General features: G+C 50.7%; 10 protein-coding genes. 9 read left to right on the forward strand and 1 reads right to left on the reverse strand.

The genetic code is table 11. The features are described from left to right. The first annotated feature begins 3 nt into the window (after positions 1-3). From ACX9NY_RS02170 to ACX9NY_RS02185, 4 genes are all read left to right on the forward strand, one after another. Complete coding sequence (locus ACX9NY_RS02170) at positions 4-684, forward strand: site-2 protease family protein (RefSeq protein WP_339236061.1); 681 nt, start codon at positions 4-6, stop codon at positions 682-684. Positions 685-822: 138 nt separating this feature from the next. Next, positions 823-1587, forward strand: a complete 765-nt coding sequence (locus tag ACX9NY_RS02175; protein WP_339236059.1) for a 16S rRNA (uracil(1498)-N(3))-methyltransferase — start codon at positions 823-825, stop codon at positions 1585-1587. Positions 1588-1589: 2 nt separating this feature from the next. After that, a complete protein-coding gene (mtaB, locus tag ACX9NY_RS02180) occupies positions 1590-2936 on the forward strand; it encodes a tRNA (N(6)-L-threonylcarbamoyladenosine(37)-C(2))-methylthiotransferase MtaB (protein ID WP_472476910.1) in 1347 nt (448 codons plus the stop codon). Between the two features lie 107 nt (positions 2937-3043). After that, the gene (locus ACX9NY_RS02185; protein ID WP_339236053.1) at positions 3044-3478 is read left to right on the forward strand and encodes an NUDIX hydrolase; all 435 of its coding nucleotides are present in this window, start codon (positions 3044-3046) and stop codon (positions 3476-3478) included. 64 nt (positions 3479-3542) lie between these two features. Here the strand turns inward: ACX9NY_RS02185 and ACX9NY_RS02190 are convergent, their stop codons facing one another. Further along, the gene (locus ACX9NY_RS02190) at positions 3543-4544 is read right to left on the reverse strand and encodes a Na/Pi cotransporter family protein (protein WP_315937168.1); all 1002 of its coding nucleotides are present in this window, start codon (positions 4542-4544) and stop codon (positions 3543-3545) included. Positions 4545-5261: 717 nt separating this feature from the next. Between ACX9NY_RS02190 and ACX9NY_RS02195 the strand changes: the two genes are divergently transcribed. The 5 genes from ACX9NY_RS02195 (at position 5262) to ACX9NY_RS02215 (ending at position 19444) form a co-directional block, all read left to right on the forward strand. After that, entirely contained in the window at positions 5262-6638 is a 1377-nt protein-coding gene (locus ACX9NY_RS02195; RefSeq protein WP_339236047.1) for a class I SAM-dependent rRNA methyltransferase, read from the forward strand. A gap of 225 nt (positions 6639-6863) precedes the next feature. After that, positions 6864-10367 (forward strand): helicase-exonuclease AddAB subunit AddB, encoded by a 3504-nt coding sequence (gene addB, locus ACX9NY_RS02200; protein ID WP_472476913.1) that lies wholly within the window; start codon positions 6864-6866, stop codon positions 10365-10367. Continuing rightward, positions 10364-14785 carry a helicase-exonuclease AddAB subunit AddA gene (gene addA / locus ACX9NY_RS02205; protein WP_472476915.1) on the forward strand — a complete coding sequence of 1474 codons (4422 nt, stop codon included), beginning with the start codon at positions 10364-10366 and terminating at the stop codon, positions 14783-14785. Before addB ends, addA begins: the two co-directional genes overlap by 4 nt. 58 nt (positions 14786-14843) lie before the next feature. Beyond that, entirely contained in the window at positions 14844-16028 is a 1185-nt protein-coding gene (locus ACX9NY_RS02210; RefSeq protein ID WP_472476917.1) for an exonuclease SbcCD subunit D, read from the forward strand. Beyond that, positions 16025-19444, forward strand: a complete 3420-nt coding sequence (locus ACX9NY_RS02215) for an AAA family ATPase (RefSeq protein ID WP_472476919.1) — start codon at positions 16025-16027, stop codon at positions 19442-19444. Before ACX9NY_RS02210 ends, ACX9NY_RS02215 begins: the two co-directional genes overlap by 4 nt. Positions 19445-19895 lie beyond the last annotated feature (451 nt).

A 19895-nucleotide genomic window follows, 5' to 3' on the forward strand; every position in this document is an offset into this window, starting at 1 on the left:
CGTATGGACTTTTGGAATTCGTTCTTTCGTTATCCGATTGATCAGCTTCCGTTTTTCCTGCTGACGATCCTGATCGCATTTACGGTGCATGAATTCTCGCATGCGTATTTTGCCAACAAATTTGGTGATCCGACAGCCAAGCTATTGGGTCGGGTCACACTGAATCCGGTTGTACATTTTGACTTGTTTGGGGTGCTGTTGCTCATTATTGCCGGCTTCGGTTGGGCTCGTCCGGTTCCGGTTAACCGGGCTAACTTCGACAAGCCAAGGTTGATGGGCATCATCGTATCCGCAGCAGGGCCTCTGAGTAATCTGTTGCTGGCGATCATCGGTACAATCATCTATGCGTCACTGGTTGGTTCGGGAGCACTCGGCGGTATAGATAATGAGCGGTTGCTGACAGCAATCACGACGTTCTTCGCTATTTTTAACTTAACCAACTTTTTCTTGTTCCTGTTTAACTTGATTCCGTTGCCACCTCTGGATGGTTATCGGATTCTAGAAGATGTACTGCCACCTTCACTCAGCCGCAAGCTGCAAGGGGTGGAGCAATGGTCCATTTTTATTTTCTTATTAATTCTTGTTATTCCTCCGTTGCAAAATGTGACGATTCAACCTTTGTATGAGTTTGCGCAAACAATGTATGTGGATCTGGCAAAGGTGATTATTGAATTATATCGCTAAAAGCGCATCTTGTATTGGACCGGAATACTGGTCAGAAACACGTAAAAGTTGTATGATCATCTGTGGCGATTGGATTCATGCCTGTCTTAAGGCGGGGTGAATTCCAGTCATAACAGGACAGAATGGGTGGATTGACTAATGCAGCGATATTTTGTATCTGCAGAACAGTTTAATGAACACGATGTGATCATCACAGGTGATGATGCACGCCATATTGGTAGGGTCATGCGTGGTAAACCTGGAGATAAACTGATTGTCAGTGACGGAAACTCCAGAGAAGCACTCGTCGAAATTGAGACCATTGAAGTTGGCCAAGTGACAGCGAATATTGTGGAACCTCTCGAGATGGACCGTGAAGCACGGATTCGAGTAACTGTGGCACAGAGTCTGCCCAAGGGCGACAAGATGGAAACAGTTATCCAGAGATGTACTGAGATCGGAGCGGTATCCTTTGTACCTTTCCTATCAGAACGTACAATTGTGCAATATGATGCCAAGAAAGAAGGCAAACGGTTGGAGCGGTGGCGAAAAATTGCCAAGGAAGCTGCCGAACAGAGTCATCGGAATCGCATTCCATCCGTCGAGCAGCCGCTTTCCTGGAAAGGGCTGTTATCTTCTTTTGAGGGCTATAGTCTGGTATGTTATTGTTATGAGAAAGAAAACGGTAAACAGCTGAGAGATGCATTGAAACCGTTTGTTGAGCAGCTTGCACCTGATGCAAGTGCAGAAGTACTGATCGTTGTTGGACCGGAAGGTGGATTTTCTGAGAAGGAGACGGCAGAGGCTGATCAGGCAGGTGCTGTATCTGTTGGACTGGGCAAACGCATTTTGCGTGCTGAGACAGCTGGAATGGCAGCACTAACTTGCGTGCTATATGAATCCGGAGAAATGGGAGGAATGTAATTATGCCATCCGTGGCGTTTTACACCTTAGGCTGCAAAGTTAATTTCTATGATACAGAGGCGATTTGGCAATTGTTCAAAAACGAAGGTTACGATCAAGTGGACTTTGATGAACAGACAGCGGACGTATACTTGATTAATACTTGTACAGTAACCAATACCGGCGACAAAAAGAGCCGTCAAATTATTCGTCGTGCCATTCGGCGCAACCCGGAGGCGATCGTGGCTGTTACAGGCTGCTATGCGCAGACTTCTCCGGCAGAGATTCTGGATATCCCTGGGGTGGATCTGGTTATCGGTACACAGGACCGTGACAAGATTTTGCCATATGTTAATGAAATTCAAGAGTCCCGTCAACCGGTTAACGCGGTGCGTAATATTATGAAAACCCGTGTGTTTGAAGAAATGGACGTACCGGATTTTGCTGACCGTACCCGCGCATTCCTGAAGATTCAGGATGGTTGCAATAACTTCTGTACATTCTGCATTATTCCATGGTCTCGGGGGCTTTCACGCAGCCGTGAGGCAAGCAGCATTATTCAACAGGCGCATCAACTCGTACACGCCGGATACAAGGAGATTGTTCTGACGGGTATTCATACAGGTGGTTATGGCGATGACATGGAGAATTATGATCTCACCGATCTGCTGTGGGATCTGGACAAGGTGGAAGGTTTGGAGCGTATTCGAATCAGCTCGATTGAAGCTAGTCAGATCGATGACCGCATGCTCGACGTGATCCAACGTTCGGATAAACTCGTTCGTCACTTCCATATTCCACTGCAAGCGGGGGATGATACGGTGTTGAAACGCATGCGCCGCAAATATACGACAGAAGAGTTTTACAATAAGATGCTTCGCATTCGGGAAGCGATGCCGGATGTAGCGATTACAACAGACATTATTGTTGGATTTCCAGGTGAGACCGATGAGATGTATCGGAATGGCTATGAGCTGATGCGGAAGATCGGTTTCTCCGAAATGCACGTATTCCCTTATTCCAAGCGTACGGGTACGCCAGCAGCACGAATGGAAGATCAGGTGGACGAAGAGGTCAAAAATGCACGTGTGCATGAACTGATTGAGTTGTCTGAGCAGATGCAGCTGGAATACGCTGAGCAGTTTGTTGGACAGGTACTTGATGTTATTCCCGAAGGTGAAGCCAAGGGTCGTGAGGGAAGTGGCAAGCTGCACGGTTATAGCGACAACTACATTCAACTGGTCTTTGACGGAACCATGGATATGGTCGGTAAAGTGTGCCGAGTCAAAGTCGTTGATGCTGGTGTCAACGAGAGTCAGGCTACGCTGGTACGGGTGTTGGAAGATAATCTGAAGTCCGCCGCGATGTGATCGAGGCGTCAGAAACAAGGATTTCATTTCCTTGGGGAGCTTACCCGGGGAGATGAGGTCCTTCTTTTGCAAAAAATAAGATATTGAAGTCGATGGGGGAGAGTACGATGAACAAAAAAGAAATTTCAGCAGGCGGAGTTGTGTATAGAAAAGGGGAAGACGGACGTCTTCAAATTCAGCTTATCGTAGATCGTTATGGTAAAACAACTCTCGCCAAGGGCAAAATGGAAGATGGAGAAACAATCGAACAGACGGCACTGCGCGAGATTTTGGAAGAGACAGGTATGGTGGGTCGTATTGTAGAGCCAGTTGATATCATTGCATATACGTACCAACATGCAGACTTTGGCCCGGTGGACAAGGAAGTTCATTATTATCTCGTAGAAGCCGAGAGTGGTGATCTACAGCCTCAGATTGAAGAAATCAAAGGTGTGGATTGGTATGCTCCGGAAGAAGCATGGTCCAGACAGCAGCAGAGCGGATATGATAATAACGATGACATCTTGCGTGTAGCACTGAACAAATTGGGCATTAATGTATAACTCACTATAGTTCTAGTCTTGGTTCAGTTAGCCGGGTGTTCTGTGGGTCTGGATAGGCAGATCATCAAGCCACAGGTGACTTCGCCGCGGGGGCGTGGACCGGTGGTTTTTTGTGCCAGATGGGCAAGTAACAGAATGGCAAAGCAAGCAGTGAACTGGTGATGTTAAAAAGGGTCTGGGCATGCGCAATCTGTGCCCCGTTGTCCGCTGACAGCCAGGCCGAAGCTGCATGCAGCTGGCCGATCAGCGGCATAAAGAGCAGCGCTCCCGCAATGTTTAATACAACATGGGAGGCTGCGACAAATTTGCCTGCGGATGCGCCGCCCGCGGCAGCGATCACAGCGGTGATGCAGGTCCCCACGTTGGACCCGATCACAATGGCGATGCCGATCTCCACAGGCAATACCCCTGTGGCTGCGAGCGTAATCGCCATGCTAATGACAGCTGCGCTGCTGTGAATGAGCGCGGTAAGACAGGCACCTGCCAGGAAGCCCCACCACAAGCTGTCGGCCGAGCGGTCGAGAAACCATTGAAATACACCCATGCTCCGCAAGGGTAAGGCAATGGATTGCATCACCTGTATGCCTGTCATGACAAGTGCAAATCCCGCAGCTGCCAGGAAGCTGTACTGGATGTTAAACAAAGTCCGGCGTGTGCGCTCAGGCGCGGCCAGATTGCGTTCACCAAGCACAACAAACATGGCCCAGCCCGTCAGCGACAGGACAAGCAATGGCAGGGAAGCGCGTCCGATCTGCAGTCCCACCAGCTCCGTCGTCAGACATGTCCCGATGTTGGTGCCGAGGATGATGCCGAGTGTGCGTCCATAGGTGATTAATCGGGCATTCGCCAGTCCAATGGTGAGTACGGTGACAGCCGTACTGCTCTGTAACAAGGCCGTTGCACCTGCACTGAAGGCCATGCCTTTCCATGGAGCAGAGGTGGCGCGATTGAGCCAACCTGCCAACATGGGACCTGCCATACGCTGCAAGGCCGTCTCCATCAGCTTCATGCCACCAAAAAAGATAATAAGCCCATAGAGTAGGGGCAATATCACATCTCTAAACATAGAACATCATTCCTTCCGTCCGGTTCCTTACCTCATCCTATGAGTAAATAGAGACAACCATGACAAGCCTAAAGGAAATCAGAGGGAAGCCAGCCTCCCACAATTCAAGTATTTCAATTGCTGCACCCCAATTCGAAAGATACGGTGATTCGTGCAAACGTAGCGAAGAAGACGAAATTGTTACCGAAGAAGCGAAGCGCTCGCCTTTATCCCCGGATTTCCCCTTTTAAAGAAAGGGAATCGAAAAATCTGGGGATAACAGCGATCAGGGGAACAATTCGTCGTCGCAGCGTCATCTAATTGCCGCACCCCAATTCAAAAGATACGGTGATTCGTGCAAGCGTAGTGGAGGGGACGAAATCGAATCTGAAGAAGCGAAGCGTGCGCCTTTGTCTCCGGATTTTCCCTTTAAAAAAGGGAATCAAAAAAATCTGGAGACAACAGTGATCAGAGGAACAATTCGTCGCCGTAGCGTCATCCAATTGCCGCACCCCAATTCGAAAGATACGGTGCTTTGTGCAAGTGTAGTGGAGGGGACGAAATCGAATCTGAAGAAGCGAAGCGTGCGCCTTTGTCTCGGATTTTCCCTTTAAAGAAGGGAATCAAAAAAATCTGGAGACAACAGCGATCGGAAGATCGATTCGTAACCGAAACGCCACCTACGCGCCGCACCAAACCTGTCTTTTGAACTATTAAATTAAAGGAAGTGGATCTACCTTGCCATCAGTTACACTCGAACGCAGTCGCAAAAAGCGGCTTGAACATGCACATCCATGGATATTTAACAATGAAATTGCCTCAGTTGACGGAAACCCGGAGCCGGGAGATCTGGTCAATGTATTGAATCATCAAGGTCGCTATCTGGCGACAGGTTATTACAATCCCGCATCTCAGATCACGGTAAGGGTTGTAGCTTATCAACCCCTGGAGTCCGAACAGATGGATACGGCGTTCTTTGTAGCGCGTTTTCGCGATTGCCTGCGTCATCGGGAACGTTTTATCCAGGATGGAGAGGCTTATCGTCTCGTTTATGGCGAAGCTGATTTTTTGCCAGGATTAATCGTTGACCGATTCGGCAGCATTCTCGTTGTACAGTTGCTCACACTTGGTATGGATCGTTGCCGTGAAGCTATCGTTCAGGCACTCATTGAAGTGATGCAGCCTGAAGGCATATATGAGCGCAGTGACGTCTCAATTCGTGAACTGGAAGGTTTGGAGCAGACCAAAGGTCCACTGTATGGAGAATGCCCAAGACATGTCACCGTTACCGAGAATGGACTACTCATTAAAGTCGATATCGTGGAAGGACAGAAGACAGGTTACTTCTTCGACCAACGTGAGAATCGTGCAGCGATTGAACCGCTTATGAAGGGTTGGGGCTATAAGAGTGGAATCACACTCCAAACGACTGAGCAGGACGGCACAGAGCAGCTCTTGCCTGTGAATAAAAGCGGTAAGGTAGTTACATTCCCTTATTGGGATGGTGCCACCGTACTGGAGTGCTTCTCACACACGGGCAGCTTCACGTTAAATGCTTGCAAATATGGAGCCAAGAAAGTGACTTGTCTTGATATATCGGAGCATGCCATTGAAAGTGCACGAACGAATGTCGAACTGAATGGTTTCACCGACCGTGTCGAATTCGTAGTTGCCGATGCATTCCAGTACTTGCGTGAACAAGTGAAAGGACTGGATGAACGTACTGCACGTGCGCGTGCTGGCGAACAAAAAGTAGATACTTCCAAAGCGCTTGCAGCTGGCGGTAAGACGTTTGATGTAGTGATCCTCGATCCCCCAGCGTTTGCCAAGACGAAATCAGCAGTCAAAGGCGCATGCCGTGGATATAAGGATATCAACCTGCAAGGAATGAAACTGGTTAATGAGGGCGGATATTTGGTAACAGCCAGCTGTTCGTATCACATGCGTCCTGACCTTTTCTTGGACACCATTGCCGATGCAGCGGAAGATGCTGGCAAAGTGCTTCGTCTGATCGACTGGAAGGCAGCCGGTAAGGACCACCCGCAAATTTTGGGCGTGGATGAAGGACATTACCTCAAATTTGCTATTTTCGAGGTGCGCAGCAAAAAGAATTAGAGGAGTCTCTTTTTACTTTTTTTAATCCTTCGTGAGATAAAGTGAAGTTTAAATGAATGATACTTTCGGTTAAAAGTCCACAGTGTGAACAGCTGCGGGCTTTTTGCCGTGTTAACGGAGAGAATCTCCGGTTTTACCGGATAGTGGCAAACGTATGTTCCGAACCAAGTCAGATATGTTATACTGGGAATTAAAATCTTGTACGTGTGGTTTGGAGGATTAGACATGTCCGTTCGTTTTCTTATTGGCCGGGCAGGCAGCGGCAAAAGCTCGCTGATTAGCCGGGAAATTACATCCTTGCTTCAAAAGGAGCCGCAAGGTAAACCTTTGATTTTACTCGTTCCCGAACAGAGTTCCTTTCGAACAGAGCAGGCATTGGTGTCTTCTGGAGCAATTAAAGGTACCATGCGTGCAGAAGTGCTCGGCTTTCGCCGATTAGCTTACCGCATAATGCAGGAAGCAGGCGGTTCTGCTCGTATTCCAATCGGAGCCGAAGGCAAAAAGATGCTGCTCTATAAGGTCATCCAGCGTCGTAAGGAAGAATTGAAGCTGTTTGGTGCATCTGGCAGCCAGCTGGGTTTTATAGGCGAATTAAATGACTTATATAGTGAGTTTAAACGTTATGAAGTTGATCCATCTTTGCTGGAAGAAGGGTTGTCTGGAGGGTATACCTCATCCTCTTCGCCAATTCTGGAGGACAAGTTGCATGACTTGAATCTGATCTATCGTGACTATGAACAGGAACTGACCAATTTATATATTGATGATGAAGATACGTTGACCGAACTGACAGAGCGCCTGTCTGAAAGTACATTGCTGCAGGATGCTCAGATCTGGATTGATGGTTTTCAGGGATTCACGCCACAGGAGATGAGTGTGATCGGTCGCCTGATGTTGCAGTGCTCTTCCGTGACGATTGCACTGACATTGGATCGTCCATATGATCACGGCGCACTGCCTGGAGAACTGGAACTGTTCTATCCAACGGCAAGTGCATATGCGCGTTTGAAAGGGATGGCTGAAGAACTGGGTGTACCGAGGGATATCACCGTGCTAGATTCGGAGATTCCACCTAGATACAAGGATCGTCCGGGACTTGCTCATCTGGAGGCTGGTTTTGACCGCCGAATTCGTTGGAAAGGTGATGGTACTGATTCAGGAATCCGCCTAGTTGCAGCGGAGAACCGACGAGCTGAGATGGAGGGAGCACTCCGTGAGATGCGGCGTCTGGCGCAAAACGAAGGTGCGCGTTATCGGGATATGGCAGTACTTGTTCGTCAGTTGGATACCTACGCTGATATAGCTGAACCGCTATTCAGGGACTATGGTGTACCTGTCTTTCTGGACCGCAGAAGAAATGAACTTCATCACCCATTATCCGAATTTATCCGTTCCGCACTGGATATTGTTCGGCGCCACTGGCGTTACGAGGATGTATTTCGCTGTGTCAAAACGGATCTGCTGCTTCCGCGTGATGGTTCCATCACTCGTGAAGATATGGACCAACTTGAGAATTATGTGCTGGCTTGTGGTATTCATGGGTATCGCTGGACTGACGGCAAGCCGTGGAAGTATGTACCCAGCCTGTCGCTGGAAGACAATGGTCAGGATGGCCGTAGTCGTGGACGAGACCAAATGCTTTCTTTAATGGAGCGTTGTCGAGCGGTCATTACAGATGCCTTGGGTGCTTTTGAGAAACGGATGAAAAAAGCAAAGACAGCCAAAGCTCAATGCGAGGCACTATACAGACTGCTGGAAGAGGCCGAGATTCCATGGAAGCTGGAACAGATGTCTGCTGAAGCTAAGACTCAAGGTGACCCAGAACGGTCGAGAGAACATCGGCAGATGTGGGGAGCTGTGCTGGATCTATTGGATCAGATGGTAGATATGATGGGCAATGAACGGTTGGATATCACTCTGTTTGCCGGGATGATTGAGACCGGATTAACGGAACTGAAGCTGGGTCTGGTACCACCCGCACTTGATCAGGTATTGGTTGGTTCCATGGACCGTACACGTCTTCAGGATATCAAATACGTATTTATCCTTGGTGCAGTTGATGGTGAATTGCCAGCTGTACCTCAGGATGATGGCGTATTAACGGAACTGGAGAGAGCGTTATTGACGGAAAGAGGTGTAGCGCTTGGACCAGGTGCAACGAGGCAAATGTTGGATGAACGTTTTCTGATCTATACGGCACTTACAGCGGCAAGCAACCAATTGTGGTTGAGTTACCCGGTTGCTGATGATGAGGGAAAAGCACTGCTTCCTTCCGAGATTGTCCGCCATGTACGGAAAATGTTTGGTCTACAAGAACAGCCATTGCTTGCCCAACCACCGGTTGTGAACTCGGAAGAATCCCATTGGTCGTATGTCACCCATCCGGGTCAGAGTCTGTCTGCGCTCATTGGACAATTGCGTAAATGGCGTCGCGGAGAAGACATCCCTGAAATGTGGTGGGCGGTCTACAATTGGCATGTATCTCAGGAGACAAGCAGACCTCAGCTGGAACGGTTGATGGGATCAATCTTTTATCATAATCGGGCATTGCCACTACGTACAGCCACCAGTCGCAGATTGTATGGCACAGAGGTAAGGACGAGTGTCTCGCGAATGGAGCGGTTCGTAGCTTGTCCGTTCTCCCATTTTGCTTCGCACGGGCTGCGTCTCAAAGAAAGGCAATTGTACCGCCTTCAGGCTCCTGATATCGGACAATTATTTCATGCTGCACTAAGTCAGCTGGCTATGCGTTTGCGTGAAGAAAATCGTAGTTGGGGCAGCTTGACCCCAGACCAATGTCGTCAGGAAGCCGAGCAAACTGTGGAGCAGATTGCACCACAGCTGCAAGGGGAGATTTTGCTAAGCACTAAGCGATACGGTTATATTTTCCGCAAATTGAAGGATATTGTTAGCCGGGCTTCCGTTATTCTGGGTGAACAGTCCAGACGTGGAAGTTTTGAACCGATTGGGCTGGAGCTTGATTTTGGACCGGATAAAACACTGCCGCCTCTGCGTTTTGAACTGGAGAACGGCTGTGTGATGGAGATTGTGGGTCGGATTGACCGTGTGGATGTGGCAGAAGGCGAGAATGGTCTGCTCCTCCGTGTCATTGACTATAAATCAAGCCAGACGGACCTCAAGCTGCATGAAGTGTACTATGGTCTGTCATTGCAGATGCTCACCTATCTGGAGGTGCTGCTTAGTGCTGCCGAGGAATGGCTTGGGGAAACGGCGATGCCGGGAGGAACATTGTATTTCCATGTGCATAACCCGCTGTTGCAATCCGCAAACGGTATGACATCGGAGCAAGCCGGACAAGAACTGCTGAAACGGTTCAAAATGAAAGGTCTGCTGCTGGCGGACCGGGATGCTATCGCGCAAATGGACAATACCCTGGATAAGGGATATTCGGCCATAATTCCGGTTGCTCTTAAAGCAGATGGCAGCTTTTATAGCAGCGCCGCTGTAGCTACGCCAGAGCAATGGGATACGCTGCTTGCTTCAGTTCGTAGTAACATCCGCGAGATTGGTACCCGGATTACGGATGGGGATGTGGCGATTGAGCCTTACCGTATTCAGCAGGAAGTGGCATGCACGTTCTGTCCATATAAGCCTGTTTGTCAGTTTGATGAGAATATAGAAGGAAATGAATATAATCTGCTTGCCAAACCGGGCAAACAGCAAATCTGGGATATGTTATCTCACACCAAGGGAGGGGAAACATCATGACGAATATGCCTAAACCGGAAGGAAGCTTCTGGAGTGACGATCAGTGGAGTGCGATCTCGGAAAGCGGAGAAGATATTCTGGTTGCTGCTGCGGCGGGATCGGGAAAAACAGCCGTATTGGTTGAACGTATTATTCGCAAGATCGCAGATCCCTCCCAAGGATTCAGTGTGGATCGTTTGCTTGTAGCTACGTTTACCAAAGCCGCCGCCGCCGAGATGAAACAACGGATTCGGGAAGCACTGGAACGTGCGCTTGAAGAACAGCCTGGAGAAGAACATCTGCGTAAGCAACTGTCCCTGCTTGGGCGGGCATCCATTACCACATTGCATTCATTCTGTATGGAAGTCATTCGCCGGTACTACCAGCAGATTCCGTTGAACCCGGCTTTCCGTATCCTGAATGAAAATGAAGCGGAAATCATGCGGCAGGAACTGCTGGAAGAACTCTTCGAGGAAAAGTATGGTGAAGAAGATGAAGGCAGTACATTCCGTGAATTGGTGGACTGGTTCAGTGGAGAGCGAAACGATGATGCCATGCATCGACTGGTGCAACGCTTGTATGATTTCTCCCGCAGCCATTCCTGGCCGGATCATTGGCTCTCAGAGATGGCATCCGCTTTTCAGGTGGAGAGTGTGGAGGAGCTGGGGCATTCAGCATGGGTTCAGAGTATTATGCGTGATGCTGCTCTTGCTTTAAGTGGTGCAGCAGGACTGCTCCGCCAAGGCATCCATATTTCCATGCAGCCGGAAGGCCCTGCACCGTATGCAGATACGTTAAAAGAAGATCTGGTGATGGTGGAGGAGCTGCTGTCTGCGATCCAGGTTATGCCGTGGGAAAGGTTGCCCGAAGTGTTTCAACCCGCTGCATTTGGCAAACTGAAACCCTGCAAAAAGGATCAAACGGACCCGGCTTTACAGGATCAAGTGAAGGAACTCCGAGAGGCTGCGAAAAAGGCAGTTTCCGACCTGAAAGGCTCATTGTTCGGAAGAAGTGCGTTTTCGTTCTGGCAGGAGCTGGAGCAGGCGGCACCACTCATGCAGGAGTTGTCGAGGTTGGTTAGTACATTTGGAGAACGTTATCGGCAGGCCAAACAGGAACGTGGGCAAGTGGACTTCAGTGATCTGGAGCATTATTGTCTTCACATTTTGCGACATGAGGATTCAACGCCTGAACTCTCGATGCCTTCCGATGCGGCTATGGAATATCGTTCGCGATTCGATGAGGTGTTGCTTGATGAATATCAGGATACCAATACAGTTCAGGAAGATATCGTGAAACTGATCTCCAGAGAAAACCCGGGTAACCGATTCATGGTAGGTGATGTCAAACAGAGTATCTACCGGTTCCGGTTGGCTGAGCCAGGTCTGTTTATGAACAAGTATCGTCAGTACGGAGCGAACACGCATGAGGACAGAAATGGTGAAGATCGCCCGAATCGTACAGGTCAACGTATTGATCTGGCACGTAATTTCCGCAGTCGTTCGGAAGTCGTGCATTCGGTCAATATGATATTCCGGCAACTCATGAACGAAGGTGTGGCAGAGATTGCTTACGATGAACGAGCACAACTGGCATATGGGGCAACGTTCCCGTCAGAAACGCTTGGCGATGAGGCGTATACACCTGAACTCATGCTGATTGATCGTCAGGGCGGCGGTCCTGATCTGACAGAGAGTACGGATGAGAACGGGGATGCAGCGGTCTCCGCAGAACTGGAAAGTGCCGAACTTGAGACAGCCCAGTTGGAAGCACGGGCAATCGCAAGGCGTATTCGTGAGATGGTTGGAGATACGGACCAACCTGCCCTCCATGTGTACGACAAAGCCCTGCAAACGATGCGCCCGGCACGTTACGGTGACATGGTCATCTTGCTGCGTTCAACCTTGATGTGGGCTCCGCTCATGATTGAGGAATTCAGACAGCAGGGAATTCCTGCTGGAGGAGAACAGAGCAAGGGGTACTTCCAGGCCACGGAAGTGGAAATCATGATGTCTATGCTTCAGCTTGTTGATAATCCAAGGCAGGATATTCCGCTCGCTTCCGTGCTTCGTTCCCCGATTGTTGGATTGGATGAAGAAGAACTGGCACAGATTCGGCTCGGTGACAAAAGACAGTCATTCTATGATGCAGTTATAACGGCTGCTGGGGAATGGGGCGATTCTTCCACTAATGACGTACAACAATCCCGGCAGGAAAATCATCCTGATTCCAATATCGTCCAGTTGCAGTGGCCGGAAGCCTGGTCAGAGATGGAACAAGGACAGCGGGAGACAGCCGCTTCTGTCGAAGCAGAGATTCTTGACCATGGATATGAATTCGATGTGCATACAGAAGGAATTCAAGATGCTGGTTTTACTGGACATGCAAGCGAGGATATGGGCGTTACGGAGATTTCAGGCTCGGCGTTGCAGCAAAAGTTAATTCTCTTTTTGCGTCAATTGCAGCAGTGGAGACTTGAGGCAAGACAAGGCAGTCTGAGTGAACTAATTTGGCGTATGTACCGAGAAACCGGGTATTTGGACTGGGTTGGTGGTCTTCCCGGAGGATTGCAACGTCAAAGTAATCTTAAGGCATTGTACGATCGCGCACGACAATATGAGGAATCAACTGCAAATCGCGGCTTGTTCCGTTTCCTGACCTATGTCTCAAGATTGCGGGAAAACGGAGGAGACCTGGGGACTGTAGCGGGTAGTTCCGGTGAGCAGGACAACGCTGTACGTATCATGACGATTCACCGGAGTAAGGGTCTGGAGTTTCCCATTGTCTTTGTCGGAGGCATATCCAAGATGTTCAATCAGCAGGATCTGAACGCACCGTTTCTCATGCATAAGGAACTGGGATTTGGTCCGAGGTTTGTGGATCGTGAGAACCGGGTTGCCTATCCTACACTAGCCAATCTGGCGATTCGTCGTCGCGCGCAATTTGAATTGCTTGCTGAAGAGATGCGTGTGTTGTACGTTGCGTTGACCCGTCCCAAAGAGAAAATGGTTTTGCTGGGTACTGTAAAAGATGCGGCGAAAAAAGCGTTGGCGTGGTCTCAGATCAAGGACAGTACTGAACTGGCATTGCCAGACTACCTGCTGGCTGCTGGACGGAGTTACTTGGACTGGATTGGACCATCCTTGATGAGGCATCCAGATGCGGCTGTGCTGCGTGAACTTGCTGGAAGCAATGATTCGTTCTCGTCCTGTCTTGCAGATGATCAATCACGATGGGCAATTTCTATTATTTCCGCCGATCAGGTATCCCGTGATCATGTGGTGGATCAGACTCAGGGAGAAGAAGATGGGATGACTGCGGTGCGGAAAGAACGAATTGCTGCGCTAAAAGCGGTTCAGCCCGTGAAATTGGTTACATCCTCAACTGTAGAAGAGCTCACGATGAATGCACAAGATACGACGAACCAAAACATTGCAGATACAGGTGCAGATACGGTAGCTCTTCAACAAGAGGAGACACGGCTGATGCACGAGGTTGATCAACGGCTTTCATGGACATATCCCTATGAGGCAGCAACTCAAGTGGCAGCCAGTACATCTGTCACGGAGTTGAAAATGTTGCTTTCGATGCAGGACATCCAGTCCGTAGAGGTAATGGAGGAATTGGGAGAACAATCGGAGACATTATTGGATCAAAACACCCCGGGAAACCATTACACCAACAATGAAGCAGGCCATGCACTACATGGTTTATCCAGTGAATTGAACGAGTATGGGACTGGGTTGGGGGCAGATTCGAGTGGTGCGGTGAATGTTTCGGATGCGGGATCTGCGGGAACGTCATTTAAATTACATCTGCGTCGTCCCAAATTTATGGGTGAGAACCAACTGACTGGAGCAGAGCGGGGGAACGTGTATCATACGTTGATGCAGCATCTTCCTGTGGATGGATCAACAACCATTGACTCACAGGTTGTTGAACAGACCATTGAGCGGTTGATTAAGCTTCAGATTCTGCTGCCCCATCATGTTGAGGCGATCGAACCTGAAGAACTGACCGGATTTTTCAATACAGAACCAGGGGAAGAATTATTGCGTGCAGAGTGGGTAAAACGGGAGATCCCGTTTGTATATGGACTTCCGGCACATCAGTCTCCTGTGGAATGGTTACATGAACGGGCATCGAACTCAGATATAAAGGCACTAAATATTGATAGCAAAATGAAAGCAACGATTGAGAATGAAACAGTGCTTGTACAGGGGATTATTGACTGTTTGTATGAGGTGGACGGCGAGCTTGTCTTGCTTGATTACAAGACTGATCGGGTGTTGGAGCATCGTGGTGGTCTGGATGAACTCACCAAAAATTATCGCTTCCAGCTGGATCTGTATGGACGGGCGATTGAAGATATATTAGGTCGGAAAGTTGACCGGAAATGGCTGTACTTTTTTGATGGTGGACATGCAGTTAAACTGTAAAAGAACTTGATCGGGATCAGAACCATGAATATCACATGGGAGAGGGGTGGAACGGACGATGCGTATTTTGCATACAGGGGATTGGCATTTGGGAAAAACGCTGGAAGGACGAAGCCGACTGCGTGAACAGGAGGATTTCGTTGATGAACTCGTCAGACTGGCGGATGAGCAGCAGGCGGATGCCATATTGATGGCTGGAGATGTGTATGATTCGGTGAATCCTCCCGCAGCGGCGGAGCAGCTTTTTTACGAAGCTGCAGCGCGTCTGACGGAGCATGGAAGACCTCTCGTGGTCATTGCAGGCAATCATGATCAGCCAGAGCGTGTAGCTTCTGTTACGCCACTTGTGAACAGGCAGGGCATTACACTCGTAGGTATGCCTACTTCAGAAGCAGTGACCATCCATGCCAAGCGTACCGGAGAGACTGGACAGATTGCGGCATTACCTTATCCTTCTGAAGCCAGATTGAATGAATTGCTGACAACGGATGGGGACGAAAATGTGCTTCGCCAGGCATATAGTCACCGAGTGGGTATGTTAATGCAGCGTCTGGCAGCTTCTTTTCGCCCGGATACCGTGAATATGGCCATGAGTCATATCTATGTGCTCGGAGGCCTTGAGAGTGATTCGGAACGTCCGATTCAGATTGGTGGGGCCTACACGGTGGACCCTTCATCTCTATCGACTGGAGCACAATACACGGCACTTGGACATCTTCATCGGGCACAGGCTGTCAAAGGAGACGGTGTGATTCGATATAGCGGTTCTCCTCTCGCCTACAGCTTCTCGGAAGCAGGACAGAGCAAGTCTGTCACGATGGTTGATCTCGCACCGGGCGGATCAGCACAGGTAGAAGAAGTTTTGTTGACGTCCGGGCGTCCGCTTGTTCGCTGGAAGGCACGTGGCGGTCTGGCAGAAGTATATCGCTGGCTGGAAGAGGGACGTGATCCGCAGGCTTTTATTGACATGGAAGTATGGCTGGACGAGGCAATGTCTCTGAAGGAGATTCAACAGCTGCGAAAATCACATGAAGGGATCATTCATATTCGCCCGGTGTATCCCGAGATGGCTGCAGCAGGACTTTTGGAGCAACGATCCGAGCTGCCGGTACATGAACTATTCCGTAAATTCTATCAGCGTCAGACAGGCGGCGCACAGCCGGAAGACAGCCTGGTACAGCTTTTCCTTGAACTTGTGGATGAAGACGAGCCGGGTCTGCGTGAGGAGGTCGAGGAAAGATGAAGCCAATTCTACTGAAAGTTGCCGGACTTCAAAGTTATCGGGAGATGCAGGAGATTGATTTTACCGTGCTGACGGAGATGGGTCTATTCGGTATTTTCGGTCCAACGGGCAGTGGTAAATCTTCCTTGCTTGATGCCATCACACTCGCCATGTATGGCAAAGTGGAACGTGCGGTGAATGGGACGCAGGGCATTATGAATCATGCAGAGGATTCGTTGTCGGTTGCTTTTACATTTGAATTGATGTCGACTGAAGGCACGCGAAGGTTCCGGGTAGAGCGACGTTTCAAACGAAATAATGAAGTGTCGGTAAGTAACACGATCAGCAAATTCATAGAGACGGTCAATGGCGAAGAGCAGGTACTTGCCGACAAATTGGCAGATGTGAATCGCTGTGTTGAAGATGTAATTGGCTTGAAGATGGATGATTTTACACGGGCAGTGGTGCTTCCGCAAGGGAAGTTTGCCGAGTTTTTGTCACTCAAAGGCAGTGAGCGTCGCCAGATGCTGCAACGATTATTCCATTTGGAGAAGTATGGGGACCAGTTGGCCATCAAATTAAGTCGGCGGGTCAAGGATAATGATATGGTTCACCAATCCCTTGCTGCGGAGCAACAGGGACTTGGCAATGCCAGCAAGGAAACATTGGATGAGACGAAACGTCTTCTTCAAGCTGCTGTTCAGCAGTCTGAATTGTCCCGCAAAGCGCTGGATGAAGCTGCAAAGGAAGCCGAACAACTGGGTAAAATTCGTGAGTTAAGTCACGAACGGCAGGCTCGTACAGATGAACAGCAGAAGCTGAAGGCTCTGGAGCCACAGGTTGAGGCGGGCGAACAACGGCTGAAACAATCCGTTGCGGCAGATGCCATACTGCCTGCGTTGCAGACGGTTCGAGATGCTACAGCTACACAGAAGCAGCGGCAGGATATTGCCGAGACGGCTCATCAGCAAGCTCTGGAACATGAGCGTGTGGCTATTCAGGAATCGGAGAAGGCCGAGACGTCACGTAAGCAATTGACTGAGGAAGAACCGAAACTTATGCTGCGCCTGGAGCAGCTCGAACAAGCGAAAGAGCTGCAACGGGAACGGGATGGGCTTCAAGCCGATTGCTCGCGCCTTGCTCAGTTTCTGGAACAGGGGCAGGGCGAACAGACCGCGCTGGGACAGCAACTTGAAAAGGAAAAGGAGCTGCAGCAGCGCGGGCGCAAACGACGTGAGGAACTACAGGAGAGCCTCAAGCCGAATGAAGTGAAGTCAGAGGAACGCAGGCTTCTTCAGGCGGCGCTTGAACTGAAGCATCGTGTGGATACTGCTGCGGAGCAATTGCAGCAAAACAAGGCTGACATGCAAGCCTATAAGCAGTCGGCAGAGCAGGGAGCCGACAAGCTGAAGGCGGCGGCTGAGGAAGAGAGACGCCTGAGTGATCAGCGTCAGCATCTCGTGGAACAGGCGTCAGCAGGTCTTGAGGCCTTGCTTGCCTGTGAGCAGGACCTCAGCCGCGAACAGAGCCTGCTGGCCCTTGCGGAGGAACAGCTGCGTGGCACGATGCGCGAGCAAGAGCTGCACCAGCTGTCCTCCGCCTTGCGCGCCGAGCTGCGCGATGGCGAGCCGTGCCCGGTGTGCGGCTCGCAGCATCACCCGCTCCCGGCTGCGCCGCCGGGAGAAGGTCCGCACGCAGGCGATGCGGACCTGGAACTGCTGCGCAGCCTGCACGCGGAGCTGCAGGAGCTGCGCTTTGGGCTGCGCCAGCAGCTGCACGAACGTCGCAGCCTGCTGACGCAGCTTGGCGCTGCGGCCGGCGAAGCTCCGGCCGCAGCCGAGGCCGCGCCTGCGGCAGCGGAGCCCGAGCCCGCCGGGTCGCCCGAATACGGGCGCTCCCCGGCAAGCTGGGCATCGCGTGCCGCTGCGCTGCGCGAAGCCGCGCAGGCGCTGGCTGCCGCAGCAGCGCCGCTCCAGGCCGAAGCCGCCGCGTTGCAGCAGGCGGCTGTGGGCGCGCAGCAGCGCCGCATGGAAGCGGCAGCTGCGCAAGAGGCCGGCCGTGCCGGGCTCGCCCAGGCGGAGCGCAAGCTGGCCGAGAGCGAGGCTGCAGCGGCTGCCTTGCAGGGCCGCTGGGCCGCGGAACTGCCGGGCATCGCTCAGGAGGAGGCCAAGGCCCTCTATCAGGCGATGCAGGAGCGCGATGCGCGCGCCGAAGACATCAAGGAACGTCTGAATAAAAGCGTGACCTTCCTTGAGGAGAAAGACCAGATCATTCAATCCCTCCAGCAGAAGCTGGTGGAATTGGACAAACAACTGATCCAGTGGCAAACGCAGTGGCAGGGCAATAAGAAACTTCTCGCTGAGAAGGAAGAACGCCTGCGCCAGTGGGTTGGGGAGCAGCGGGTAGAAGACCTGATTGCTGCGGCTCAGGCTCGTCTGGATGGACTGCGGAAAGAAGCTGCGGAGTCGGCACAACGCTTCAAAGAAGCGGATCATCTGAAGCAGGAATCAGCCAAGAAAGATGTCATGGCTCAGCAGGCTGCCGCCTCGGCAACAGAGCATCTTCAACAGGCACAGGAACGGTGGAATCAATTGCTGGAACAATCCCCGTTCGACTCGGATGATGCCGTTGTGTCCGCGGCGATGCCTTCCCAGGAAGCGGAACGACTGGCAGGCGAGATCCAGCAGCACCGTGAACGTGAGCGTGAACTGGCATCCCAGTTGCGTGAATTGAAACAAAAACTGGATGGAGCTGTCGTATCGGAGGAGCAGTGGTTAGCCTGCACTGAACGTTTGCAGCAGGTCCGGGCTCAGGATGAGGCTGCCCTTCGTGCGAAAGCACGTGCAGAACGTGATCTGGAGGATGTGGAGCAGCGGCATGTTCGCTGGACCGAACTGGAGAACAAGCGGTTGGAGGTCAGCCGTCAAGGCGAACTGCTCAGCAAACTTCAATCCGCGTTTAGAGGTAATGCTTTTGTTGAATATATTGCAGAGGAACAACTGATGCAGGTCAGTCATGCGGCATCTCAGCGTCTGCGCTTCCTAACCAAACAACGTTATTCACTGGAGGTGGATTCCGGTGGTGGTTTTGTGATCTGTGATGATGCCAACGGGGGAGTCAAACGACCAGTATCGACGTTATCCGGTGGCGAGACGTTTTTGACTTCGTTGTCACTGGCCTTAGCACTGTCGGCCCAGATTCAGCTGCGAGGTCAGTATCCCCTCCAATTCTTCTTCCTGGATGAAGGGTTCGGCACACTTGACCCGGAGCTGTTGGATACTGTCATTACGTCGCTGGAAAAACTGCATGACGACCGATTGGCTGTTGGTGTAATCAGTCACGTGCCTGAACTGCGTGCACGTTTGCCGCGCAAGCTTGTGGTGATTCCGGCAGGTGAGGCCGGAAACGGCTCACGGGTGGTCTTGGAGACCCTGTAGCGGGAAACGATGTAAGCAATATCACGGATAGAAGCGTTTCTTATAGCCCAAACCCCTGAATGTTGAGGTTGTTCCAAAAAGTCCGCTCTTGATTACGAAGGGTGTCTGGCGGCAGCATCATCCTCAACATCGAATATGAAGTATAGCCGAAATAAGTAGGGGCTTAGGTTGTTGCCTAGGGAAACACTGCAGTTGCTCAGGTAGCTTTTTTACGCTCGACATTTCTGGCTTTATCCCATCTTCTTGATGCTGAAAACGACCTTTTGAACACGCACTATTACCGAATATTATTTTTGTAAGAATATTTCTTTTCTTGCTTGTATGACATAGCGGAGTGAGTTTCATCACAGATACAGGTTCAGCCCGCTGTTATACTACAGTTAAGCCGACAAACCTTATTTAAGTACCCCGGCGGACATCTGATCAGGACGTATCCTGAATAGATGTCCGC

The sequence above is a fragment of the Paenibacillus sp. CB74 genome (assembly GCF_055687625.1).